The 24,136-nt window shown below is 62.3% G+C and carries 24 protein-coding genes; 11 read left to right on the top strand and 13 right to left on the bottom strand.

All coding sequences use genetic code 11. From position 1 onward, the window contains the following. Positions 1-60 precede the first annotated feature (60 nt). A complete protein-coding gene (locus tag HB675_RS17965; RefSeq protein ID WP_213879964.1) occupies positions 61-1,179 on the bottom strand; it encodes a branched-chain amino acid ABC transporter substrate-binding protein in 1,119 nt (372 codons plus the stop codon). Positions 1,180-1,515: 336 nt separating this feature from the next. Here HB675_RS17965 and HB675_RS17960 point away from each other — a divergent pair, with 336 nt between their 5' ends. Further along, positions 1,516-1,821, top strand: coding sequence for a DUF2288 domain-containing protein (locus tag HB675_RS17960; protein ID WP_213879962.1), 306 nt, complete (start codon positions 1,516-1,518; stop codon positions 1,819-1,821). 135 nt (positions 1,822-1,956) lie between these two features. On the opposite strand, the gene rapA is transcribed toward HB675_RS17960, so the two are convergent. Further along, on the bottom strand, positions 1,957-4,803 hold the full coding sequence (rapA, locus tag HB675_RS17955; RefSeq protein WP_213879960.1) for an RNA polymerase-associated protein RapA: 2,847 nt from the start codon (positions 4,801-4,803) through the stop codon (positions 1,957-1,959). A gap of 216 nt (positions 4,804-5,019) precedes the next feature. On the opposite strand from rapA, the gene HB675_RS17950 reads away from it, so the two are divergent. Then, positions 5,020-5,367 carry an aspartate-semialdehyde dehydrogenase gene (locus HB675_RS17950; protein ID WP_213879958.1) on the top strand — a complete coding sequence of 116 codons (348 nt, stop codon included), beginning with the start codon at positions 5,020-5,022 and terminating at the stop codon, positions 5,365-5,367. A gap of 59 nt (positions 5,368-5,426) precedes the next feature. After that, positions 5,427-5,588 (top strand): hypothetical protein, encoded by a 162-nt coding sequence (locus tag HB675_RS17945; RefSeq protein ID WP_213879956.1) that lies wholly within the window; start codon positions 5,427-5,429, stop codon positions 5,586-5,588. A 7-nt stretch (positions 5,589-5,595) separates the two neighbouring features. On the opposite strand, the gene HB675_RS17940 is transcribed toward HB675_RS17945, so the two are convergent. Together HB675_RS17940 and HB675_RS17935 are read right to left on the bottom strand one after the other, a co-directional pair. Next, positions 5,596-6,066, bottom strand: a complete 471-nt coding sequence (locus HB675_RS17940; protein ID WP_213879954.1) for a MaoC family dehydratase — start codon at positions 6,064-6,066, stop codon at positions 5,596-5,598. 25 nt (positions 6,067-6,091) lie between these two features. Next, a complete protein-coding gene (locus HB675_RS17935) occupies positions 6,092-7,021 on the bottom strand; it encodes an alpha/beta hydrolase (protein WP_213879952.1) in 930 nt (309 codons plus the stop codon). 185 nt (positions 7,022-7,206) lie between these two features. Between HB675_RS17935 and fadD2 the strand changes: the two genes are divergently transcribed. Continuing rightward, positions 7,207-8,895, top strand: a complete 1,689-nt coding sequence (fadD2, locus tag HB675_RS17930) for a long-chain-fatty-acid--CoA ligase (RefSeq protein ID WP_213879950.1) — start codon at positions 7,207-7,209, stop codon at positions 8,893-8,895. An 11-nt stretch (positions 8,896-8,906) separates the two neighbouring features. On the opposite strand, the gene HB675_RS17925 is transcribed toward fadD2, so the two are convergent. Next, on the bottom strand, positions 8,907-9,611 hold the full coding sequence (locus tag HB675_RS17925) for a 4'-phosphopantetheinyl transferase (protein ID WP_213879948.1): 705 nt from the start codon (positions 9,609-9,611) through the stop codon (positions 8,907-8,909). Positions 9,612-9,858: 247 nt separating this feature from the next. On the opposite strand from HB675_RS17925, the gene HB675_RS17920 reads away from it, so the two are divergent. The 3 genes from HB675_RS17920 (at position 9,859) to HB675_RS17910 (ending at position 13,577) form a co-directional block, all read left to right on the top strand. Further along, positions 9,859-10,536, top strand: a complete 678-nt coding sequence (locus HB675_RS17920; RefSeq protein WP_213879946.1) for a response regulator — start codon at positions 9,859-9,861, stop codon at positions 10,534-10,536. Beyond that, a complete protein-coding gene (locus HB675_RS17915; protein ID WP_213879944.1) occupies positions 10,533-11,879 on the top strand; it encodes an ATP-binding protein in 1,347 nt (448 codons plus the stop codon). The genes HB675_RS17920 and HB675_RS17915 overlap by 4 nt, the downstream gene beginning before the upstream one ends. Before the next feature lie 366 nt (positions 11,880-12,245). After that, positions 12,246-13,577 (top strand): dicarboxylate/amino acid:cation symporter, encoded by a 1,332-nt coding sequence (locus tag HB675_RS17910; protein ID WP_213879942.1) that lies wholly within the window; start codon positions 12,246-12,248, stop codon positions 13,575-13,577. 74 nt (positions 13,578-13,651) lie between these two features. Here the strand turns inward: HB675_RS17910 and HB675_RS17905 are convergent, their stop codons facing one another. Then, entirely contained in the window at positions 13,652-14,143 is a 492-nt protein-coding gene (locus tag HB675_RS17905; protein ID WP_213879940.1) for a SprT family zinc-dependent metalloprotease, read from the bottom strand. An 87-nt stretch (positions 14,144-14,230) separates the two neighbouring features. Beyond that, entirely contained in the window at positions 14,231-14,833 is a 603-nt protein-coding gene (locus tag HB675_RS17900; RefSeq protein ID WP_213879939.1) for a Yip1 family protein, read from the bottom strand. Between the two features lie 180 nt (positions 14,834-15,013). On the opposite strand from HB675_RS17900, the gene ttcA reads away from it, so the two are divergent. Then, positions 15,014-15,838 (top strand): tRNA 2-thiocytidine(32) synthetase TtcA, encoded by an 825-nt coding sequence (gene ttcA, locus HB675_RS17895; protein WP_213879937.1) that lies wholly within the window; start codon positions 15,014-15,016, stop codon positions 15,836-15,838. Positions 15,839-15,853: 15 nt separating this feature from the next. On the opposite strand, the gene HB675_RS17890 is transcribed toward ttcA, so the two are convergent. Genes HB675_RS17890 through arsC form a run of 3 tightly spaced genes read right to left on the bottom strand, consistent with a single transcriptional unit; the run spans position 15,854 to position 17,518 of the window. Beyond that, positions 15,854-16,525: a DNA-3-methyladenine glycosylase I gene (locus HB675_RS17890; RefSeq protein ID WP_213879935.1), complete on the bottom strand. Its 672-nt coding sequence runs from the start codon at positions 16,523-16,525 to the stop codon at positions 15,854-15,856. Between the two features lie 46 nt (positions 16,526-16,571). Beyond that, positions 16,572-17,168 carry an NAD(P)H:quinone oxidoreductase gene (gene wrbA, locus HB675_RS17885; protein WP_213879933.1) on the bottom strand — a complete coding sequence of 199 codons (597 nt, stop codon included), beginning with the start codon at positions 17,166-17,168 and terminating at the stop codon, positions 16,572-16,574. Next, positions 17,165-17,518, bottom strand: coding sequence for an arsenate reductase (glutaredoxin) (arsC, locus tag HB675_RS17880; protein ID WP_213879931.1), 354 nt, complete (start codon positions 17,516-17,518; stop codon positions 17,165-17,167). The genes wrbA and arsC overlap by 4 nt, the downstream gene beginning before the upstream one ends. Positions 17,519-17,621: 103 nt before the next feature. Between arsC and HB675_RS17875 the strand changes: the two genes are divergently transcribed. Beyond that, a complete protein-coding gene (locus HB675_RS17875) occupies positions 17,622-18,086 on the top strand; it encodes a TlpA disulfide reductase family protein (RefSeq protein ID WP_213879929.1) in 465 nt (154 codons plus the stop codon). A gap of 103 nt (positions 18,087-18,189) precedes the next feature. Here HB675_RS17875 and HB675_RS17870 read toward each other — a convergent pair whose 3' ends face one another. The 3 genes from HB675_RS17870 to HB675_RS17860 are packed head-to-tail and all read right to left on the bottom strand — an operon-like array spanning position 18,190 to position 21,810. Further along, positions 18,190-18,594: an META domain-containing protein gene (locus HB675_RS17870; protein ID WP_345945777.1), complete on the bottom strand. Its 405-nt coding sequence runs from the start codon at positions 18,592-18,594 to the stop codon at positions 18,190-18,192. After that, on the bottom strand, positions 18,591-19,028 hold the full coding sequence (locus HB675_RS17865; RefSeq protein WP_213879923.1) for a hypothetical protein: 438 nt from the start codon (positions 19,026-19,028) through the stop codon (positions 18,591-18,593). Before HB675_RS17865 ends, HB675_RS17870 begins: the two co-directional genes overlap by 4 nt. A gap of 28 nt (positions 19,029-19,056) precedes the next feature. Next, the gene (locus HB675_RS17860; RefSeq protein WP_213879921.1) at positions 19,057-21,810 is read right to left on the bottom strand and encodes a response regulator; all 2,754 of its coding nucleotides are present in this window, start codon (positions 21,808-21,810) and stop codon (positions 19,057-19,059) included. Between the two features lie 129 nt (positions 21,811-21,939). Between HB675_RS17860 and HB675_RS17855 the strand changes: the two genes are divergently transcribed. Together HB675_RS17855 and HB675_RS17850 are read left to right on the top strand one after the other, a co-directional pair. After that, complete coding sequence (locus tag HB675_RS17855; protein WP_213879919.1) at positions 21,940-22,665, top strand: response regulator transcription factor; 726 nt, start codon at positions 21,940-21,942, stop codon at positions 22,663-22,665. Beyond that, complete coding sequence (locus HB675_RS17850) at positions 22,662-24,071, top strand: sensor histidine kinase (RefSeq protein ID WP_213879917.1); 1,410 nt, start codon at positions 22,662-22,664, stop codon at positions 24,069-24,071. The genes HB675_RS17855 and HB675_RS17850 overlap by 4 nt, the downstream gene beginning before the upstream one ends. Positions 24,072-24,136: the final 65 nt, after the last annotated feature.

The following is a 24,136-nucleotide window of genomic DNA, read 5'->3' as shown; positions in this document are numbered from 1 at the left end:
TCTGACTAAAACAAAGCCCACTGCTGTCATGCAGTGGGCTTTGTGTCGATCGACTGCGTATTACTGGGGTTTGGCTTCGGTTTTAGGTGCGCCGAAGTGCCACTGGTAAACCACGAATTTGAAATCTTTCAGGTCACCCTTGGCGTCGAAGCTCAGCTCGCCGGTCGGGGTCTTGAAGGTGCCGGCGTGGATGGCTGCGGCCACCTTGGCAGGGTCTTCGCTCTTGGCGGCAGTGATGCCGTCGGCGATAACTTCAACGGCCGAATAGGACGGGAACACGAACGGACCGCTCGGATCCTGCTTGGCATCCTTGAACGCCTTGACCAGCGCAATGTTGGCCGGGTCCTGGTCAAAGGATTTCGGCAGGGTGACCAGCAAGCCCTCGGAGGCTTTCTGGGCAATCTGCGAGATCGAATCGTTGCCCACGCCTTCCGGCCCCATGAACTTGGCGTTCAGGCCTTTTTCCTGTGCCTGGCGCAGAATCAGACCCAGCTCCGGGTGATAGCCGCCGTAGTAGACGAAGTCGACATTGGCTTGCTTGAGCTTGGCGATCAGCGAAGAGAAGTCCTTGTCGCCGGCGTTGATGCCTTCGAACACGGCAACCTTGACGTTCTTGCCTTCAAGGGTCTTCTTCACGGCAGTGGCGATGCCTTCACCGTATTGCTGTTTGTCGTGGATGACCGCCACGATCTTCGGTTTCACGTAGTCGGCGATGTAGTTGCCGGCGGTCGGGCCCTGGGCACTGTCCAGGCCGATGGTGCGGAAGATCATCTTGTAGCCGCGGGCGGTGATGTCCGGGCTGGTAGCCGCCGGGGTGACCATCACGATGCCTTCGTCTTCGTAGATGTCCGAAGCCGGCTGAGTAGAGCTGGAGCAGAGGTGCCCGACCACGAACTTCACGCCGTCGTTGACGACCTTGTTGGCTACCGCCACCGCTTGCTTGGGATCACAGGCGTCATCATATTCGACGGCTTCGAGCATCTTGCCATCCACGCCGCCCTTGGCGTTGATCTGTTCGATGGCCATTTTCGCGCCGCTGAACTGCATGTCGCCGTACTGGGCGACTGCGCCGGTCTTGGGGCCGGCAATGCCGATCTTGATGGTGTCGGCGGCGAACGAATGACTGGCTACGCCGGCCAGGATCATGGCGCCAAACAGCTTGGAAATCCGCTTATTCATAGTGCTCCACTCTAATGTTTTCTTTTTTATAGTCCTGGTGACAGCGTCCGCAGGACCGAGACATCCCTGGGTAGCGCCTACCCCGCGCATGTTACCCCGGGTTGAATCCACCCCCGCCTGCCTGCGCTAACTGTACCGGTACAGTGTATGGCGCGGCTTTGTCGGTTGGAAAGCTGGGGCGGGGGGACAAACGTGTAACGTGTCGCCTTGTCGACACAAAGATACAGAATCACGACGGATCACTGATCTGTCTCGGCAGGGCGCACTGTGAATCAGGGTTTGTCTACGAAAAACAGCACGTTATGATTGCGTACGATTTTTTCTGAAGACGCACCCATGAACGAACAACCTAGCACCCTCTATGCCAAGCTGCTCGGCGAGACCGCAGTCATCACCTGGAAGGAGTTACAACCGTTTTTTGCCCGGGGTGCCCTGTTGTGGGTCGAGTCATCCCTGGACCTGGTCGCCGTGGCCGAGGCCGTGGCGATAGATGATCGAGAGAATGTGGCAGCCTGGCTGGCCTCGGGGGAGCTGGAAAAGCTGTCTGAGACACGGGCGCTGGACCTGGTGGAGCGCGAACCGGTGTTGTGGGCAGTGGTGGTGTCGCCCTGGGTGATGATCCAGGAAAGGGCGGAGCCGTAGGGGTGCGCACCTTTTCAGTGCGATTCTTTTGGGTTGGCGTTGGTACCATCACGGCCAAGGCCTGATCCCGCGGGGTGAGCTTGAAGTTCAACCTTGTGGGAGCAGGGCTTGCCCGCGATGGCCGTGACGCGGTCTTCAGCCGGCCACCAACACCCGAATCGCCTCCAGGCGCAACGCCGCCTTGTCCAACATGGCCAACCCTTCTTCACGCTGCTTGCGCAACGCCACCAGCTCGCTGTCGCGCACAGTCGGGTTGATGGCCTGCAAGGCGGTCAGGCGTGACAACTCTTCATCGGTTTCCGCCGCCAGCCGACGCTGAGCCTCGGCCACGCGCTGGGCGTGGCGGTCGGCGACCTTGCTCTCGCCGGCGTTGATGCGGGGCGCCAGCACGTCGCGCTGGGCCTGGATGAACTTGTTGGCGCTGGCCTTGGGCACGCTTTCGAGCTGGTCATTCAGGGTTTCGAAGGAAACCCGTGCCGCCAGATCGTTACCGTTGGTGTCCAGCAGGCAGCGCAAGGCGGCCGGCGGCAGGTAGCGGCCCAGTTGCAGGGAACGGGGGGCGACTACCTCGCTGACGTAGAGCAGTTCCAGCAAGACCGTGCCGGGCTTGAGTGCCTTGTTCTTGATCAACGCCACTGCCGTATTGCCCATGGAGCCAGACAGCACCAGGTCCATGCCGCCCTGCACCATGGGGTGTTCCCAGGTGATGAACTGCATGTCTTCGCGCGACAGGGCCTGGTGACGATCATAGGTGATGGTCACGCCTTCGTCGTCCCCCAGCGGGAAGCTGGCGTCAAGCATTTTTTCGCTGGGCTTGAGGATCAGCGCGTTCTCGGAATGGTCTTCGCTGTCGATGCCGAACGCATCGAACAGGGTTTCCATGTAGATCGGCAGGGCGAACTGGTCATCCTGTTCTTCGATGGCCTCCACCAATGCCTTGCCCTCACCGCCGCCACCGGAGTTGAGCTCCAGCAGGCGGTCACGACCGGTATGCAGTTCGCTTTCCAGACGCTCGCGCTCGGTGCGTGCTTCTTCTACCAAGGCATCCCATGCATCGTCTTCACCGCCTTCGAGCAGCGGAAGCAGGCGCGGCCCGAATTTGTGTTGCAGGGCGTTGCCGGTCGGGCAAGTGTTGAGGAACGCATTGAGGGCTTGGTGGTACCACTGGAACAGGCGCTCTTGCGGACTGTCCTGCAGGTACGGCACGTGCAGCTCGATGATGTGCTTCTGGCCGATCCGGTCCAGACGGCCGATGCGCTGCTCCAGCAGGTCAGGGTGGGCGGGCAGGTCGAACAGCACCAGGTGATGGGAGAACTGGAAGTTGCGGCCTTCACTGCCGATTTCCGAGCAGATCAGCACCTGGGCGCCGAACTCTTCATCAGCAAAGTAGGCGGCGGCACGGTCGCGCTCGAGGATGTTCATGCCCTCGTGGAATACCGTGGCAGGAATGCCGGAGCGCACGCGCAGGGCGTCTTCCAGGTCCATGGCGGTTTCGGCGTGGGCGCAGATCACCAGGACCTTGGTGCGCTTGAGCATTTTCAGCTGATCGATAAGCCACTCGACCCGCGGGTCGAAACGCCACCAGCGATCGGCATCCTCGGTGGTGCCTTGGGCCTGGAAGGCCACTTCCGGGTACAGCTCGGCGTGTTCGCCCAGCGGCAACTCCATGTACGGGTCCGGATTGGTCAGCGGATAAGGATGCAGCTTGCGCTGGGGGAACCCTTGCACGGCGGCGCGGGTGTTGCGAAACAGCACGCGACCGGTGCCATGGCGGTCCAGCAATTCGCGGATAAGGCGCGGGCCGGCCTCGGCATCGCCCTCGTTGACGGCGGCTGCCAGGGCTTCGCCTTCGACGCCGAGAAAGCCGCGAATGGTTTCATGGGCCTTGGGTGACAGTCGGCCTTGGTCAAGCAGCTCCTGCACCGCTTCGGCCACCGGGCGGTAGTTCTCGCTTTCGGCACGGAAGGCTGCCAGGTCATGAAAGCGGTTCGGGTCCAGCAGGCGCAGACGGGCAAAGTGGCTGTCCTGACCCAGTTGCTCCGGGGTCGCGGTCAGCAACAACACGCCCGGGATGACTTCGGCCAGTTGTTCGACCAACGAGTACTGCGGGCTGACCTTGTCTTCATGCCAGACCAGATGGTGTGCTTCGTCCACCACCAGCAAGTCCCAGCCGGCCGCGAACAGGGCATCCTGAGCTTTCTCGTCCTCGGTGACCCACTCCAGCGACACCAGTGCCAGTTGGGCGTCTTCGAACGGGTTGCTGGCGTCGCTCTCGATGAACCGCTCGGCGTCGAACAAGGCCACTTGCAGGTTGAAGCGCCGGCGCATTTCCACCAGCCACTGGTGTTGAAGGTTTTCCGGAACCAGGATGAGCACGCGGTTGGCGCGGCCGGACAGCAGTTGGCGATGGATCACCAGACCGGCTTCGATGGTCTTGCCCAGACCCACTTCGTCCGCCAGCAACACGCGGGGTGCGATGCGGTCAGCCACTTCACGGGCGATGTGCAATTGGTGGGCGATCGGCTGCGCACGCACACCACCCAGGCCCCACAAGGAGGACTGCAACTGCTTGCTGGTGTGCTCCAGGGTGTTGTATCGCAGCGAGAACCAGGCCAGCGGGTCGATCTGGCCGGCGAACAGGCGGTCGCTGGCCAGGCGGAACTGGATGAAGTTCGACAGCTGGGTTTCCGGCAGGGTGCACAGTTGGTTCTGCGCATTGAGGCCGTGATAGACCAGCAGGCCGTCGACGTCCTCGACTTCGCGCACGGTCAGCTTCCAGCCTTCGAAGTGCGTGATCTGATCACCTGGAGAAAAGCGCACGCGCGTCAGCGGTGCGTTGCGCAAGGCGTATTGGCGGGTCTCGCCCGTGGCCGGGTAGAGCACCGTCAAGAGGCGGCCGTCCTGTGCCAGGACCGTCCCCAGGCCCAGCTCGGCTTCGCTGTCGCTGATCCAGCGTTGCCCCGGTTGATACTGCTGCGCCATTCTGCTCGACTCCCCGCCTGTAAAAAGCCGATGATTCTAACGGATCCGGGGCCATCAGGCCAAAGACTCCGGTTCGCTGGCCGGAATTAGCCTTCTCGCCGACTCTATAGAGCGTTTTGTTGTGAATATGTGACATGGTCGATACATTTGTTCGGCAGTCACTCAAGTCCGGCCATTCGCCGCCGAAAGACAGACTGAAGAGAGGAGAGACCCTTCATGCTGTCGTCTGTATTGCCCATGAATCAAATCGCGGTGACCTCCCAGCTCGACCCGGCCAAGACCGCGCCGATCGTCCCCCCTGTGGCACCCACACAACCCGTGGTGGGCGACAGCCAGGTGAACCTGCGTCAACGGGATTCCGAAGAATCCGCCAGCCAGCTGCGCGAAGAACAGCGCCGTCGGCAGAAACGCGAGCGTCGTCGTGGCGATACCCTGGAACACCTGGATCCCGAGCAGCATCTGCCGATCCCGGGTACTGTCTTGAACGCCGACAACACCGTCCCGGTGGCGCCGTTGATCGAGAACGAAGGCCGTCAGGGACTCTGGGTCGACATACAGATATAGCCAGCAATGCGCGCAGCCGCCATTATTGGCACCTGCCCCCCACCTTGCAGCCATGAGCCATGAGCCAAGACCCGACCCCCATCATCGATTTCAACAGCGAACGCGCCAAGCGCATTCATGACCTCAACGACAAGCGGTTGAACGAAGTGCGTCAGCAATTCGAGCAGGCGATGCCGTTGGGCAAGGGCAAGAAAAAGGCGAAGAAGCCGAAGAAGCGCTGAGGGCCTTTCAACCAATCGAAATGGGCGGCAGCTCGGTCAAGGTCAGGGTTTGACCTTTGCGTGGCGCGATGATCTGCGCTTCGCCATCGACCACCAGCTCGTCGCGCTGGTTGAACACCCGTGTGGCAATTCGCACGCGAAATTTCGGCAGCTTTTCGAGAATCTCCAGGCGCACGGTCAAGGTGTCACCGATTTTCACCGGCTTTTCGAAACTCATCTGCTGATTGACGTAGATGGTCCCCGGGCCAGGCAGCTCGCAGGCCACAGCCGCGCTGATCAAGGCGCCGCTGAACATGCCGTGGGCGATGCGCTCCCTGAACAGGGTGGTGGCGGCATAGGCAGCGTCCAGGTGCACCGGATTGTGGTCGCCGGACATGGCCGCGAACAACTGAATGTCGCGCTCTTCCACGGTTTTGCTGAACTGGGCGGTCTGGCCCACTTGCAGTTCTTCGTAAGGCGTGTTGCTGACCTCGGTCATCGGTGTCGGATCCTTTTCGGGTTAGTCATTCAGGGACGCTGGCAGTCGCGTCGAGCCAGGCGATCATATCGGCGAACACCTGGGCGCGGTTGAGCTCATTGAACACCTCGTGGCGTGCCTGTGGGTAAATAATCGTCTGCACGCGGGCCTTGGCGGCGTCGCGCCAGGCACTGGCGAGATTGATCAGACGTTCCCCCGCACTGACCGGATCACATTTGCCGCCGATAATCAGCAGCGCGAGCCCCGGGCGGACCCGTGCCAGGTGCTCCGGCTGGCTGATGGTAATCAGGCCGCCCAGCAGGTCGATCCACAGCTGATTGGTGCAGCGAAAACCGCACAGGGGGTCGCGGATGTAGGCGTCCACTGCCTGCTCGTCGCGGCTCAGCCAGTCGAACGGCGTGCGGTTGGGTTTGAAGGCCTTGTTGAACGAGCCGAACGAGAGCCAGTCAATCAGCGCACTGCGCCCCGTGGCGCCCAGCCGCCAGCGTTCCAGCCGGGCAACCTGCCGAGCCGCGCGGTACAGGCCGGGAGGTTGAAAGTTGGAGCCGCTGAGAATGGCGCCGGCGACTTCACTGGCGTGGTCGATCAACCAGGCCTGGGCGACGTAGCTGCCCATGCTGTGGCCGAGCAGGACAATGGGCACGCCGGGATGACGCCGGGCAATTTCCTCGCGCAGCGCGCTGACGTCGGCGAGCACTTTTCGCCAGCCGTCAGCCCGCGCATACAGCCCCCGTGGGCTCTGTGGGTCGGTCAGCCCGTGACCTCGCTGATCATGGGCATACAGCCCGTGACCCGCCTCGTTGAGGGCCTGGCCCAGAGCGCCGTAGCGCCCGGCATGATCGGCCATGCCATGGGTCAGCTGGATGATCAGACGTGGCGTCTGTGCCGGAAGCCAGTGGTGCACTTGCAGTGCAATGCCGTCGCTGGCGGTCAAAGTGAAGCGATCCGAGCTCATGCCGTTCCTTGTTCTATGCGCTTGCCCCGAGGGTTTGTCCAGTTCTGTAAAAGGGCAGGAATTCACGGGGCTGATGTTGCTGCATGTTTCTTTTCTGGCTGAGTGGGCCTGTCTGGCGATTACTGCTAAGTTGCGCTCAGCGCGGCCTTTTTCCACGGTCGCGTTCAGGCTAGAGGATAATAATAATGCAACCTGAATTCTGGAATGACAAACGCCCCGTCGGCGTTCCCGGTCATATCGACCTGCACGCCTGGCACTCCGTGGTCGAGGTGTTTGAACGCTCCTGTCGCACCTTCGCCGAGCGGCCCGCCTTCAGCAATCTGGGCGTGACCCTGACCTACGCCGAGCTGGACCGCCACTGCGCCGCCTTTGCCGCATGGCTGCAGCAAAACACCGACCTGCGCCCCGGCGACCGCATCGCCGTGCAGCTGCCCAACGTGCTGCAGTACCCGATTGCAGTGTTCGGCGCCTTGCGTGCCGGGCTGGTGGTGGTCAACACCAACCCCCTGTATACCCCTCGGGAAATGCGTCATCAGTTCAAGGACAGCGGCGCCCGGGCGTTGGTGTACCTGAACCTGTTCGGCCCCAACGTCGAAGAGGTACTGGCCGATACCGACATCCAGTACCTGATCGAGGCGAAGATGGGGGACCTGCTGCCCAGCGTCAAAGGCTGGCTGGTCAATAGCCTGGTCAGTTACAAGAAAAAGCTGACGGCCTATCGCTTGCCGCAGGTCGTATCCTTCAAGACCGTGCTGTATGAAGGGCTGCGCGGCCAGGTCAGCCCGGTGACGCTGAGCCTGGATGACATCGCGGTGCTGCAGTACACCGGAGGAACCACCGGTCTGGCCAAGGGCGCGATGCTTTCCCATGGCAATCTGGTAGCCAACATGCTCCAGGTCCATGCGTGTTTCCAGCAGCAGGACGCGCGTGGCGCGACACTGCTCGACGAGGGGCAGGAGGTCATGATAGCGCCGTTGCCGCTCTACCATGTGTACGCCTTCACCGCCAATTGCATGTGCATGATGCTCACCGGCAACCACAACGTGCTGATCACCAACCCGAGGGACATCGCCGGCTTCATCAAGGAGCTGAAGAAGTGGCGCTTCTCCGCCATGATCGGTTTGAACACTTTGTTTGTCGCCCTGATGGAGCATCCAGAATTTCGATTGCTGGATTTTTCCAGCCTGAAAGTCACCAATTCCGGAGGGACCGCGCTGGTCAAGTCGACGGCCGAACGCTGGCAGCGGGTCACCGGCTGCCGGATCATCGAGGGCTACGGGTTGACCGAGACATCGCCGGTCGCCTGCACCAATCCTTATGGCAGCCTCGGACGGCTGGGCACCGTGGGCATCCCGGTGGTCGGCACCGGCCTCAAGGTGGTTGATGAACTCGGCGTGGAGTTACCGCTGGGCGAGTCCGGCGAGCTGTGCGTGCGTGGCCCGCAGGTGATGCAGGGCTACTGGCGTCAGCCCGAGGCCAGTCGCGAGGTGCTGGACGCGCAGGGATGGCTGAAGACGGGGGACATCGCCGTCATCGATCCCGACGGCTTTGTGCGTATCGTTGACCGCAAGAAGGACATGATCATTGTCTCGGGTTTCAACGTGTACCCGAACGAAATCGAGGATGTGGTCATGGCCCATCCCAAGGTCGCCCAATGTGCGGCCATCGGCGTGGCCGACGAGCGCACCGGCGAGGCGGTCAAACTGTTTGTCGTGCCCCGTGAGCCCGGCCTTGGGCTGGAGGAGCTCAAGGCCTACTGCAAGGCTAACCTCACCGGTTACAAAGTGCCCAAGAACATCGTCTTGCGCAGCTCGTTGCCGATGACGCCGGTGGGCAAGATCCTGCGCCGGGAGCTGCGCGATACGGTGGAGTGAATGGCGTCGGCTCAGGTGACCCACACCAGGCTGAGCAATCGCCCGTCCGCGACGCAGAACTGACCCTCGAACTCGGCCCCGGTGGTCCATTGCGCCGACAGGTCGCTCAGCAGCCTCAGGCGTGCGCGGCCGTCCTCATGCCATTCGACGATTTCGGCATGCTCGAAATAGAAGCGCTTGAGCACCAGCGGATACAGGGCCTTGAACAGGCTTTCCTTGAGGGAGAAGGTCAGCGTCACGATCAGGCTGACCTGCTCGGCAGGGTGCCGGGCCATGCGCCGGCGTTCGTCGGCGGTCAGGATCTCGCCATGCAGGCGCCAGGCCCGCTGGGGCTCGAGCAGGTGTTCCATGTCCAGACCCAACCCGCGCCAGGCGCTGGTGCGGGCAACCACAGCGCCGGCCCAGCCGGCGCCGTGAGTGATGGCGCCACAGATCCCGGCGGGCCAGACAGGCGCCCGGTCCTCGCCGACAGCTGCGACCCAGTCGGGTATCCCCAAAGCCTGCAGGGCAGTGCGCGCGCACACGCGTCCGGCGAGGAATTCGGCCTGGCGCTTGGCCACCGAGCGCTGGATGTTTGCGGGGGCCGCAATGCCTTGGCGGAGGAATTCATCGGGGGAGTGCCGCGCCGGGTCGAAGTGACAGCCGGCCAGCACCGCGCCAGGCAGTGGGCAGGGCAGGGGCCAGTGCAGGACAGGGGCAGAGGAGGGACGATTCATGGGGCCATTTTGCCGGGATCGGCTGCGATTGGGGAGCAGTATTTGATCTGGCAGTGTTACCTATGAGTTCAGGGAGGGTTCAGCCGTCAACCCATAACCTGACGACCATTTTCATGCAGGTCTGGCAGCTCGCCGTGCATTCCAATAGGCTGCACGCACCGTGGTGGTTACGGCTTGTGTCCGTACTCATGCTGCCGTGCAGGCAGCCAGTGGCGGCGATTGTGGGCGGTATCGCTCGGAGAGCACTATGAAATTGTTGGTGGTAGAAGACGAGGCCCTGCTGCGCCATCATCTGCAGACGCGCCTGTCCGAAAGCGGGCACGTGGTGGAAGCGGTGGCCAATGCCGAAGAAGCGTTGTATCAGGCGCAGCAATACAACCATGATCTGGCGGTGGTGGATCTGGGCCTGCCGGGCATGGGTGGCCTGGAGCTGATCCGTCAATTGCGGGCCGAAGGCAAGACCTTTCCCATCCTGATCCTGACCGCACGCGGCAGTTGGGAAGACAAGGTACAGGGCCTTGCCACTGGCGCCGACGACTATGTGGTCAAGCCGTTTCAATTCGAAGAACTCGAGGCGCGACTCAGTGCGCTGTTACGGCGCTCCAGCGGCTTCACTCAGCCGACCATCACGGCGGGCCCGCTGGTGCTCGACATCAACCGCAAGCAAGCCAGCCTCGATGAGCAGCCGCTGGCGCTGACCGCCTTCGAATACCGTATTCTCGAGTACCTCATGCGCCACCATCAGCAGGTGGTCGCCAAGGATCGTCTGATGGAGCAGCTCTACCCGGATGACGAAGAGCGTGATCCCAACGTCATCGAGGTGCTGGTGGGGCGTCTGCGGCGCAAGCTGGAAGGGGATGTGGGGTTCAAGCCCATCGACACCGTGCGTGGCCTGGGTTATCTGTTTACCGAGCGCTGCCGATGATTCGATCGCTGCGAGTGCGCTTGATGGCGGCGGCGGCTCTGCTGGCCGTGCTGTTCATGATCGCCTTGCTGCCTGCGTTGCAGAAAGCCTTCAGCCTGGCACTGCGCGAGTCGATCGAGCAGCGCCTGGCGTCGGACGTGACCACCCTGATCTCGGCCGCGCGCATCGAGAACAACCACCTGCAAATGCCGTCGCTGCTGCCGGACGAGCAATTCAACCTGCCGGAAAGCCGCCTGCTGGGTTACATCTACGACCGTGATGGCAATCTGGTCTGGCGGTCGCGGGCCACGGCCAACCAGAACATCGATTACAAGCCTCGCTACGATGGCGGCGGCAACGTTTTCTCCCGGGCGCATCAGCCTGACGGTACCGAGTTTTTCGTCTACGACGTCGAGATCAAACTGCTGGGCGGTCGTAGTGTCGCCTATAGCATCGTGGCCTTTCAGCCGGTCAGCGAGTATCAGAAGACCCTGTCCGGGCTGCGTTCCAGGCTGTCACTGGGCTTTGGCCTCGCCTTGGTGTTTCTGCTGCTGTTGCTGTGGGGTGGCATGACCTGGGGGCTGCGGGCCCTGCGTCAGCTCAGCCTGGAGCTGGACCAGATCGAGTCCGGCGCTCGTGAAAGCCTCAGCGAAGAGCACCCCCGGGAACTGCTGCGGCTGACCGATTCTCTCAACCGTCTGCTGAGCAGCGAGCGCGAGCAGCGTGGGCGCTACCGTGATTCTCTCGGCGACCTGGCCCACAGTCTCAAGACGCCCCTGGCCGTCTTGCAGGGGGTCAGCGAAACCATTGCCCAGCGTCCGGAGGACCTGGAACAGGCACGTGTTCTCCAGTCGCAGATCGAGCGCATGAGCCAGCAAATCGGCTACCAGTTGCAACGGGCAAGCCTGCGCAAGAGTGGTCTGGTTCGCCACCAGGTGCCCTTGCAGCCCTTGCTGGACAGCCTGTGCAGCACCTTGGGCAAGGTCTACCGCGACAAGTGCGTTCAGGTCAGTTTCGATATTCCCGTATCGGACCTGGTACCCATGGAGCAGGGCGCTCTCCTGGAGATGCTCGGCAATCTGCTGGAAAACGCCTATCGGCTCTGCGTGGGGCACGTCAGGGTTCGTCTGGTCGCGCTTGATACCGAATTGGACCTGTGGGTCGAGGACGATGGCCCTGGCGTACCGGTCGACCAGCGCGAACGAATCCTGCAGCGGGGCGAGCGACTGGATCGACAGAACCCCGGACAGGGCATCGGTCTGGCCGTGGTCAAGGACATCATCGAGAGCTATGGTGCGCAGCTGACCCTCGGTGAGTCCAGCCTCGGTGGCGCCGCGTTTCGGGTGCGGTTGAACGCCCTTTGAGTCTTCGGGCCGGCCGGTTCCGATCGCCGTCTTGAGCTAGTCTGTCATTGACCTCGGCAGGCAATTACGCTGGCCTTGGCTAACGATGGCGGCGGTTTACCGCCATCGCGGGAAGCAATCTCCACTGATGTGGCGAAAAACCGCCAATAACGGAGTCGGCGTTGGCCCTCGACCAGATGCTCAGTCCCGTAATTGCTCGTCAATCAGAAAAATCCGATAGGTGGCACGGGCTTTGCGATGCAACGGGCAGAGTTCTGCAGACCCGCAGCTCGACAAAACAAAAATCCCTCCGGCGCAGGAGGGTTCGTGTTCAGGTATCGCGGCATCAGCGGATGGATGTCGGACGGTACGCTTGAGGACTTTGCCATGACGACTCGTCAGCCATTCTATAAATCCCTGTATTTCCAGGTGATCCTCGCGATCATCGTCGGTGTGCTGATCGGCCACTACTATCCCCAGGCCGGTGTCTCGCTCAAGCCCCTTGGCGATGGCTTCATCAAACTGATCAAAATGGTCATTGCGCCGATCATCTTCTGCACCGTGGTCAGCGGTATCGCTGGCATGCAGAGCATGAAGTCGGTAGGCAAGACCGGTGGCTACGCACTGCTCTACTTTGAAATCGTCTCCTCCATTTCCCTGATCATCGGCCTGGTCGTGGTCAACGTCGTGCAGCCAGGTGCTGGCATGCACATTGATCCGACCAAGCTGGATGCCAGCAAGGTCGCCTCCTACGTGGCGGCCGGTGCTGACCAGAGCATCGTCGGCTTCATCCTCAACATCATCCCCAATACCATCGTCAGCGCGTTTGCCACCGGCGATATCCTGCAGGTGTTGATGTTTTCGGTGATCTTCGGCTTTGCCCTGCATCGCCTGGGTGCCTATGGCAAACCGTTGCTGGACCTGATCGATCGCTTCGCCCACGCCATGTTCAACATCATCAACATGATCATGAAGCTGGCCCCGCTGGGTGCTCTGGGTGCAATGGCCTATACCATCGGGGCTTATGGCGTCGGTTCGCTGTTGCAGTTGGGCCAGTTGATGGCCTGCTTCTACATTACCTGCGTGCTGTTCGTGCTGGTGGTACTGGGCGCCATCGCACGGGGCCATGGCTTCAGCGTGATCAAGTTGATCCGTTATATCCGTGAAGAACTGCTGATCGTGCTGGGCACCTCCTCGTCCGAGTCGGCGCTGCCGCGCATGCTGGTGAAGATGGAGCGTCTGGGCGCGAAGAAATCGGTGGTGGGGCTGGTGATTCCAACCGGCTACTCCTTCAACCTGGACGGTACCTCGATCTACCTGACCATGGCTGCCGTGTTCATCGCTCAGGCGACCGACACGCACATGGACCTTACCCATCAAATCACCTTGATTCTGGTGCTGCTGTTGTCTTCCAAAGGCGCGGCTGGGGTAACCGGCAGCGGTTTCATCGTGCTGGCGGCGACCTTGTCGGCTGTGGGCACCTTGCCAGTGGCCGGCTTGACGCTGATCCTCGGGATCGACCGTTTCATGTCCGAAGCCCGTGCCCTGACCAATCTGGTAGGCAACGCCGTGGCGACCCTGGTGGTGGCCAAGTGGGTCGGCGAGCTGGACGAAGCCAAGATGACGGCCGAGCTGGCGGCGGGGAGCCCTCCGCTGACCCATCTGGTGCCGGAAGATGATCTGGGTGTTGCCGAGGCGCCAGTGGTCACGCCACGCTAAGTCCACAGCCCACAAAAAGCCGCCTTCGGGCGGTTTTTCATCTTGTGAACCCTCAATTCATAGGCCGCCAGGTCCTACTCCACCCGTGTCTCGCCACTGAACACCAACGCCTGCCGACAACGACGGCACAAATACCTGCGCCCCTTGCGCACCAACCCATGTCGCTGCGCTGTAAACGGAAACTCCGGCGTACAAGGACAGTGATAGATATACCGCGTCACCCGGCGCCGCTCGATGGCATAGGTATGACAGCGATTGGGCGGCAGCTCATAAACCCCGCGCATGATCAACTGCCATTCCTCCCCATGGGGTTGAATCGAATCGCCGAACAGCTGATGGGCCACCAGGTGCGCCACCTCGTGGGGCACGGTCTGGCGCAGGAAATCCTCGCTGTTTTCGCGATACAACTGCGGGTTGAAACGCAGCAGATTTTCATGCAAATGAGCGACACCCGCTTTTTGCCCACGCAGTTTCAGGCTGACCTGGGGCCGCTTGAACGGGCGTTTGAAAAAGGCCTCCGCCTGCAGGAAGCAGGATTCGACACGGGAATCGAGTGGGTCGGGCATACGTGACAGATCTCCAGATCGGTCAATTATGCCGCAACGCCTGGACGGTGCCGAGACCTCGAGCGCCCTTGGGCGACGTCTGGCCGGTCAGCCGGCATACACAGGCCCGACACCCAGGCCCCAGATGATCACGGTCAGGGCGATGATAGCGACCAGCACCACCAGCCCGACTGCCAGCACGGAGCTGGCGAATAGAAAGCCTTCTTCGCGGCCAACGCTCATGAAGGTCGGCAGGCCGACATAGAGCAGGTACACCGTGTAGCAGATCGAAGCGCTGCCCACCAGCATCCCTAACCACAGGTGCGGATAGAGGGCCGCGAGGCCGCCGATGAACAGCGGCGTCGCGGTGTAGGTCGCGAATGCCACACAGCGGGGCATGCTGGGTTTGGCGTCGTAGGTGCGTGCCATCCAGTGAATGAACATGCCCATGACCGCGACCCCGCCCAACATGGCGGCGTAGGACATGAGTGCCATCCACAACGCATTATCGGCCGTGAGCACCAGTGCTGTGCGGTCGCCGATCATCCAGCCCAGATGCGTGGTGCCGATGTAGGCGGCGATGGCGGGCACGGCGGCCAAGATCAAGGTGTGGGTCAGGTACAGATGACCGAGGCTTTCTTCTTTTTCGCCGCGTATGTGTTGCCATTCTTGATCAGGGTGGGTGAACAGGCCCACGACATGATGAATCATGATGATCCTCCGCTAAGTGCCAGTGGCCAGTATGGGCCAGGTTCAGCAGGGCTTTTAGAGCGAATCGCACTTTGCACCACCCGGCTAATCTCCTCTTGATCGCTCCGAACGGGGTGACACTGCAGGTGACATTGCAGGTAAAATCCCCGGCTTTGTCACACCTCGCGGATTCAAGGCGCCATGGGCACTCTTTCGGTCAGTCAGAACAAATTGCAGAAACGTCTTCGCCGTCTGGCGGGGGAAGCCGTCGCCGACTACAGCATGATCGAAGATGGCGACAAGGTCATGGTCTGCCTGTCCGGTGGCAAGGACAGCTACACCCTGCTCGACGTGCTGATGCATCTGCAGAAAGTGGCGCCGGTGAAGTTCGACATCGTCGCAGTGAACATGGACCAGAAACAGCCTGGCTTTCCCGAGCACGTGCTGCCGGCCTACCTCGAAGCGCTGGGCGTGGAATACCATATCGTCGAAAAAGACACCTACTCGGTGGTCAAGGAACTGATTCCGGAAGGCAAGACCACGTGTTCCTTGTGCTCGCGCCTGCGCCGGGGCACGCTGTATACCTTTGCCGACGAGATCGGCGCGACCAAGATGGCCCTCGGTCATCACCGTGATGACATCGTCGAGACCTTCTTCCTCAATATGTTCTTCAATGGCTCGATGAAGGCCATGCCGCCCAAGCTGCGCGCCGATGACGGTCGCAACGTGGTGATCCGTCCGCTGGCCTATTGCAATGAAAAGGACATCCAGGCGTATTCGGACTTCAAGCGCTTCCCGATCATCCCTTGCAACCTGTGTGGCTCCCAGGAAAACCTGCAGCGCCAGGTGGTCAAGGAGATGCTGGTGGACTGGGAGCGCAAGCACCCCGGGCGCACGGAAAGTATCTTCCGTGGCTTGCAGAATGTGGTCCCGTCCCAACTGGCCGACCGCAATCTGTTCGATTTCGCCAGCTTGAAGATCGATGAAACGGCGGCGTCGCGATTTGTTTCGGTGGTCAATCTTTAGGCCATTACGCCGATTCTAATGATTCACCGTAAATGCCAACATTGCCGATAACTGACACATCGGCCGGCCACTCTCGGCATGCCATTGGTTGAAAACGTCCTGGACTGCCGCCTGATCGCGTTTGCTGGACGGCACCTTGTCGACAATCCCCTGGGCATTCAGCGCTGCGACCACATCCCAGGTCGGAATAAAGGTGTCCTTGCCGACCATGCGCAGGAAGCGCGGCGTTGACAGTCCACCCATCTGGTTGCCGTGCTTGGCGATGTACTGCCACAAGCCGACGATGTCGGTCACCGGCCACTCGGCAATGAAATTGCCAAAGCTGCCGTGCTCATGAGCCACATCGAGGATCAACTGGGCATTGCGCGGCACGCTCTTGAGTTTGCCCAGGTGACGGATGATGCGGGCGTCCTGCATCAGCCGCTCCAGGTGTTCGGCGCCCATGAGCACCACCTTTTCCGGGTCGAAGCGGAAAAATACTTCCTCGAAAGCCGGCCACTTGGCATCTACCAGGCTGTGCTTGAGGCCAGCACGGAATACCCGCAGGGCCATGGTCGACAGGTAGCGATCAGCGCTGATCTTGCGCAGTTGAGCGGCTGACAATGCGCTCGGCAGTTCGGCTTCCAGGGCTTTGGCCGAGCCGAAACGATTCAGGCAATACTCGTTGAGCCATTTGTAATCTTGCATTCACTCTCATCCTAGGGCCTAGGTGACATAAGGCAGCGTGCCCGCCTCAGGGTTCCAGGCGGCGAGCGGTAGTGGCCAGGCGTTGGCCGAGGGCGCGGCACAAGGCGATTTCGTGTTCGTCCAGTGCACGCTTGCCGTCGGCGCCGGCGTGGTGGCTGGGGCCATAGGGCGTGCCGCCACCACGGGTTTCCAGCAGGGCCGACTCGCTGTAGGGCAGGCCGGTGATAAGCATGCCGTGGTGCAACAGCGGCAGCATCATTGACAGCAAGGTCGACTCCTGCCCGCCGTGCAGGCTGGCGGTGGAGGTGAACACGCCGGCCGGCTTGCCCACCAGAGCGCCCCCCAGCCACAGCGTGCTGGTGCCATCGAGGAAGTACTTGAGGGCGGCGGCCATGTTGCCGAAGCGGGTCGGACTGCCCAGGGCCAGGCCGGCGCAATGCTTGAGGTCGTCGATGCTGGCGAACAGCGCGCCGCTGTCCGGAATGTCCGGCGCGACCGCTTCGCACTCGCTGGAGACGGCGGGCACCGTACGCAGGCGCGCTTCCAGACCGCCCATCTCGACGCCCCGGGCAATCTGCCGGGCCATTTCGCTGGTGGCGCCATGCCGGCTGTAAAACAGCACCAGAATATAGGCAGCGCTCACTCGAGGATCTCCAGGATTTTTTCCGGCGGGCGGCCGATGATCGCTTTATCGCCGTTGACCAGAATCGGACGCTCGATCAGCTTGGGATGGCTGACCATGGCGGCGATCAGTTGTGTGTCGTTCAGGCTGCCGTCGGCCAGACCAAGGGCCTTGTAGTCGTCTTCACCGCTGCGCAGCAATTGGCGCGGGGTCAGGCCGAGCTTGCCGAGCAGGGCTTGCAGAGTCGCAGCATCCGGCGGCGTTTCCAGGTAGCGCACGATGTGCGGTACCAAGCCGCGGGCCTCCAGCAATTCCAGAGCGCCACGGGATTTCGAGCAGCGGGGGTTGTGATAGAGCGTCAGATCGGTCATGTGCAGTCGCATCCAGCCTCGAGAGGCGGCTATTCTAACCGCGCCGGAAGAGACAACGGCAGTTTCGCTTTTCTCGCGGCTCGAACAGGGGGTAGGGGACATCATGCTCAAGCGTGCAAGCTGGGCCGTGGTATGGATGCTGTTGCTGGCAGGTTGCGGCGCCGACTATGGCGTTGACCAGCACGGACAGAAAGTCGCGGCCGATGCTTTGGACAAGCGCTGGCTGGTGGTCAATTACTGGGCTGAGTGGTGCGGTCCCTGCCGTCAGGAAGTTTCCGAGTTGAGCACCTTGGCCAAGCAGTTGGGATCAACCAATGTGCGCGTTATCGGAGTCAACTTCGACAACCTGCAGGGCGATGAGCTGCTCAAGTCCAGCCAGGCCATGGGCATTGGCTACACCGTACTGGCTGCCAATCCGGCCGAACATTTCGGTTTTCCGGAAAGCGAGGGGTTGCCGATCACCTACCTGGTCGATCCCGAGGGCAAGGTGCGCGAGCAGTTGCTGGGGCAGCAGACCGCTGCAGGGTTGAAGGCCGCGCTCAAGGCAGTGGGGGCGCTGCAACGCTAGTGTTCCACCGACTGACGCATCAATCCTGCAGGACCGAGCTTGCTCGGGAAGACGGTGACGCCTTGTTCCCGAGCAAGCTCGGTCCTGCAGCGTATAGGGCGGCCTAACCTTCTTCGGGCCACAGCCGCAACGGCTGACCATTCTCCGGCCACAGGCGCAGTTGCTCATTGGGCTGGATATCCCAGCGCTGCACAGTCTGCAGCGATTTGAGGAAGCGCTGTTCCTGCTCCATCAGCGCGGGTGCACAGAGGCGGCGGGTGCTGCCTGGCGTACCGAAGCTCAGATGGTGATGGGGTGCGAGGGTGTAAGGCGCGTACCAGTGGTTGCAACCCGCCGTACCGTAGGCACGGCCGTCGTCGTCGAGGGTCAGGGTCACGTGGCTGCTGTCGATCAGGGGGCGTTCGCCGATCCACTCCACCGCATAGGTGCGGCTGGTCTGCAACTTGGGTGAGTGATTGGCACAGGCGCTCAGGAGCACCAGGGCGCTTGCCAGTAGTAGATATTTCACGCGTTGGCCACCTGGCATTGGGCACACAGGTGACGATCGCCCTCGGTGCGCCAGCCCAGTTCGGCAATGCGCGCCGTGGCGGCGGGTTTCTGCGCCTTGACGCCGAGCTTGGCGTCGACCGCAAACTCGAAGCTCAGGGCCTTCTGGCAGCCGTTACAGTTGACGGACCACTGGTGGATGGCCAGCTCGCCGAATACCGGGCCGTTGGCCACCGCCACCCACTGCCCGCGCGGGTTGATCAAGTGACGAACCTTCTCGACCTTCAGGCGCATGCTCAGGTCCTTGCTGCCCTTGAGGGTGACCAGCAGGACGTCATCGTCGTGAATCGAGCCACCGTTGCCGGTGACCTGATAGCGGCCGGGCACCAGGGCGCGGCACTCGATCAGGGTGTGTTGCGGGCTCATCAGGCTGTAGCGGAAATCGTGTTCGACCATGGGTCCTCCAAATCTGCGCGACATGCTATCACGCGTTGACCCGGGCCTGTTCTTCCAAGCGGTCCATGGCCTCTGCCAACTGATCGAGGGACGCCACCGCGCCGGGGTCATTCTGCTTGAGCAGGGTTTCACTGCGCTGACAGGCGGCGCGCAGCTGCGGCACGCCACAATAACGGGTGGCGCCGTGCAGGCGGTGCACCCGTTCGATCATTGCGTGGTGGTCATCGGCCTCGCGAGCCTGGCGGATAGCTTCGCGGTCGGCCTCCAGCGAGGCCAGCAGCATGGCCAGCATGTCGGCGGCCAGGTCGGCCTTGCCGGCGGCCAAGCGCAGGCCTTCATCCGCGTCCATCACCAGCAGGCCCGGGTTGTCCGGCGGCCATTCCGGGGCGCGCTCGACGGGCACGTTGCCCAGCACCAATCCGGTCCACTTCAACACCACCTGAGCCAACTGCCGCTCGCTGATGGGTTTGGTCAGGTAGTCGTCCATGCCGCTTTGCAGCAAGGCGCGCTTCTCGTTGGCCATGGCGTGAGCGGTCAGGGCGACGATAGGCAGTGCCGGCCCTGGCTGGACGCTTTCCCACAGGCGGATCTTTTCCGTGGTCTCGCGTCCGTCCATGCCCGGCATCTGCACATCCATCAGTACCAGGTCGAAGGTCTCGTCCTGCACGGCCTGGATCGCGGCCAGGCCGGTGTCCACGGCCAGTACCCGCGCGCCCAGGTCCTCCAGCAGGGTCTGCACCAGCAACAGGTTGGCCGGGTTGTCGTCGACACACAGCACCCGTGGCGGCCGGTCCCCGGAAGGTGCCTCGGCCGGGCCACGCAGGCGCTTGGGATTGACCAGATCGCTGAGGGCGCGTCGCAGCTTGCGGGTGCACGCCGGCTTGGCCTGCAACTGGCTGTTGGCATTGGGCACCGAGACGTGGAACAGCGCCTGCTCGGTGGTGGGGCAGAGTACCAGCACCTGACAACCGTGCTGGTCGAGTTCGCGCAGTTGCTTGCCCAGTTTTTCCGGGGAAATGTCGTGGCGGGTGATGCCCAGTACCGCCAGTTCGATAGGTTGACTGGCCAGGCGGGCGGCTTCGATGCCGGCGCTCAGTTTGTCCAGCGAGGTAAAGGCAATCACCTCCAGTCCGCAGTCTTCCAACTGGTGCTTGAGCGCCTGGCGCGCCAGGTCGTGGCCGTCGACAATGGCGACGCGCCGACCTTGCAGGGGCGGGCGCGGCAGGTCTTCGGCGTCGTCCCGGGCGCGCGGCAGCGTCAGGCTGATCCAGAACTGCGAGCCTTCGCCCGGTTCGCTGTCCACGCCGATTTCGCCGCCCATCTGCTCGATCAGGCGTTTGGAGATCACCAGGCCCAGGCCAGTGCCGCCGGGTTGGCGTGACAGCGAATTATCGGCCTGGCTGAACGCCTGGAACAGGGCGCGGACATCCTGGGTGGAGAGGCCGATGCCAGTATCCTGCACGCTGATACGCAACTGCACGCTGTCTTCGCTGGCTTCCTGCATTTCGGCCCGAGCAACGATGGTGCCTTCGCGGGTGAACTTGATGGCGTTGCTTACCAGGTTGGTAAGGATCTGCTTGAGCCGCAACGGGTCGCCGATCAGCGACATCGGCGTGTCCCGATAGACCAGGCTGACCAGCTCCAGTTGTTTGGCATGGGCTGCCGGGGCGAGGATGGTCAGGGTGTCCTGGAGCAGATCGCGCAGGTTGAAGGGGATGCTGTCGAGCACCAGTTTGCCGGCTTCGATCTTCGAAAAGTCGAGGATTTCGTTGATGATGCCCAGCAGGTTGTCGGCAGATTTTTCGATGGTGCCCAGGTAATCGAGCTGGCGCGGGGTCAGCTCGCTTTTCTGCAGCAGGTGGGTGAAGCCCAGGATGCCGTTGAGCGGCGTACGAATCTCGTGGCTCATGTTGGCCAGAAACTCGGACTTGATGCGGCTGGCCTCCAGCGCCTCCTTGCGCGCCAGATCCAGCTCGATGTTCTGGATTTCAATGGTTTCGAGGTTCTGGCGCACGTCTTCGGTGGCCTGGTCGACGCTGTGTTGCAGTTCTTCCTGGGCATTCTGCAGGGTTTCGGCCATGCGGTTGATGCCGGCGGCCAGTTCGTCCAGTTCGTGGCTGCCAAGGGCCGGCAGGCGTGTCTCCAGATTGCCGTCCTTGAGTTGGGTGACGGCCTGTTTGATCTTGCGCACCGGTTCGCTGATGGCGCGGCTCATGTGGACGGCCAGCAACGCCGTCGCGGTAAGCCCGGCGAGTATCAGCAGCATGCTTGCAAACAGGCTTCGGTAGCCGCGCAGCAAGGTGCCGTCGTGTGAGATCTCCACCTCGACCCAGCCGAACAGACGATCACTTTCGGCGGGCACCGAATCGCCGGCCAGGTCGCGGTGATGGCCGAACACCGGCAGCAGATAGCGCGTGGCGTCGTTGCCGCTGGTCGCCAGCAACTGCGTGCTGCTGCCCAGGGGCATAGGGTTGAGCATGCTCGGCCCGGCATGGGCGAGGGGCGAGCGATCGGCGCCCAGGAACGACACGGCGCGCACATCGGCCTGCTCCAGCGCCTGGGCGGCGATGCGCTCGAGCAGCGCCGTGTCCTTGCGCACCATGGCGGGCGCCGCCAGGGGGGCCAGTTGCTCGGTGATCATCTGGCCGCGGCGAATCAGCTGTGTGTTCAGCTCCGATTGCTGCAACCACATGAAATAGCCGCCCAGCACCACGGCCATCAACGCCGTGGGCAGCAACGCCAGCAGCAGCACCCGGCTCTTGATTCCCAGTTTTCTCAGCACGCCTGTCTCCTGGGCACTTGATATCCTGCAGGCAAAATACCCCGAGTCAGAGTGGATTGCATCCGCAGGTGTTGCGGGCGCACCGGCATTGCCGAATAATCGATGAACGAGAACCAATAGTATCCGACAATGAATCTTGAAAACCTCGCATCGTCCCGCGTGCTCGCCATCGAGGACGATCCCGTGCTGGGCGCCTATGTGCATGACCAGTTAGGCCGCTACGGCTACCAGGTCACCTGGTGCCGCAACGGTCAGGAAGGCCTGGCACTGGCCCGGTCCGAGGGCTACGACGTGGTGCTGATGGACATTCTGATGCCGGGCATGAACGGCCTGGATGTGCTCCAGCGCCTGCGCGAGAGTACCGCAGTGCCGGTGATCCTGATGTCGGCGTTAGGGGCCGAGAATGACCGCATCAGCGGCTTTCGTCGGGGTGCCGACGATTATCTGCCCAAGCCGTTCAGCATGGATGAGCTGCAAGTGCGGGTCGAGGCCATCCTGCGCCGCGTCGTGCTGGAGCGCCAGCGGCGCGAGTCCGGGCCGGTGGCCGTGGCAGTGGACGCCTTGCGCTTCGACGAAACCTTCAGCGACGTCTGGCACAACGGCCTTCAGGCGGGCTTGACGCCCAGCGAATACCGCTTGCTGGAGACTTTGCACCGGCAACATGAGGAGGTTTCAAGCAAGGCCTTCCTTTATCAGCACGTGCTCCAGCGCGGCTATTTCCGGCATGATCGCAGTCTGGACATGCACGTCAGCCAGATCCGCCGCAAGCTCAAGGCCGTGGGTTACGCCGAGCGTCAGTTGCGCACGGTCTGGGGCAAAGGCTACGTCTTGAGCAGCCGCGAGCTGGAGTCATGAACCTGCCGGGGCGGCATTCGCTGTTCTGGCGTCTGGCCATTTTGCTGGTGGGCTTCTCGCTTTTGATGATCAGTCTGAGCTGGTCGGTCGGCCGCTATGTGCAGGAGCGCAATGCCTATCTGTCCGAGACGGTACGGGCCGACCTGCTGCACTACGCGCGCCAGGCCGAGCAAGCCTGGAAGAACGGCGGCCGCGTGGGCGTCGATGCCTGGCTGGCACACTTTCGCCGGCGTCACAGCGACAGCGCCGTCACCCTGGTGGATGGCAACCTGCAAGTCATGGGCAGCGAGCCCTTGACTGCCGAAATGCGTCGCCATCTGACCTTTCTGCGCGGTATCGATTGGCCGGTCAGCAAGCGCGCGCTTGGGGCGCCCTGGCTGAAAGTGGACTTTCCCGGAGACCCGGCCAGTGGCAGCCTGGTCATCCAGTTGCCCGCAGAACTCATGCCAGGGCGCTACGCCATACTCTGGCAAATGGTGACTAACGGGCTGTTACCGGCGCTGCTGACGCTATTGTTCTGTATCGGCCTGTATCGCTTGCTGATCCGTCCGCTGAACGATCTGCGCGAGCAGGCCAACGCCTGGCAGGCTGACCCGCTGGGCACACGCCTTTCTGCTGCAACCACGATGCGCAAGGATGAATTGGGCGAGCTGGGGCGGGCGTTCGATCAGCTTTCCGAGCGTCTGCAGGGCACGGTGGCCTTGCAGCATCAACTGTTACGCGATCTGTCCCACGAGCTGCGCACCCCCTTGAGCCGCTTGAAAGTCGCCAGCGAGAGCGAGGCGGATCCCGGCCGCCTGCGTCAGCGCCTGGACCGGGAAATCGACGGCATGCAGCGGCTGGTGGAGGACACCCTGCAACTGGCCTGGCTGGATGCCGAGCGTACCCCTCAGGCACGCGAGCCCATCCAGCTGCAAGCGTTATGGGAGATGGTTGCCGAAAATGCCTGTTACGAAACCCGCTGGCCCTCGGCACAGTTGCACTGTGCCGTGGCGGCCGAGTGTTGGCTTATGGGCGACCTCAATGCCCTTGCCCAGGCCCTGGAGAATATCCTGCGCAATGCCATCCGCCACTCGCCGGCCCATGGCCGCATCACCCTGCACGGCCGCCTGCTGGAGGAGGATTGGCTGCTGTGGCTGGACGACGAGGGCGGTGGCGTGGCGCCCGGGGATCTTGAGCGAATCTTCGATCCGTTCATCCGCCTCGATGGCTCGCGCCCGGGGGATGGCGGTTTCGGATTGGGCCTGAGCATTGCGCGGCGCTCGGTGGTGGCGCAGGGTGGGCAGCTGTGGGCGCAGAACAATCGCAAGGGGTTGCGGGTAAACCTGCGCTTGCCCCGAGCGGTCCTTGGCGCGGTGTCGAACCCGACTGTAAACGAGCCGCCCCGGTTGTATATAACCAGCTGATATAAAGCCCTCACTTTGCGTGATATGGGCTGGCGACGTTTGCCGGTATGATAGGCAACCTCCCG

Origin of the sequence: Pseudomonas sp. dw_358 (assembly GCF_018449655.1) — a bacterium.
Taxonomy (GTDB): Bacteria; Pseudomonadota; Gammaproteobacteria; order Pseudomonadales; family Pseudomonadaceae; genus Aquipseudomonas.
This window is presented reverse-complemented; position numbering and strand designations above follow the sequence as displayed.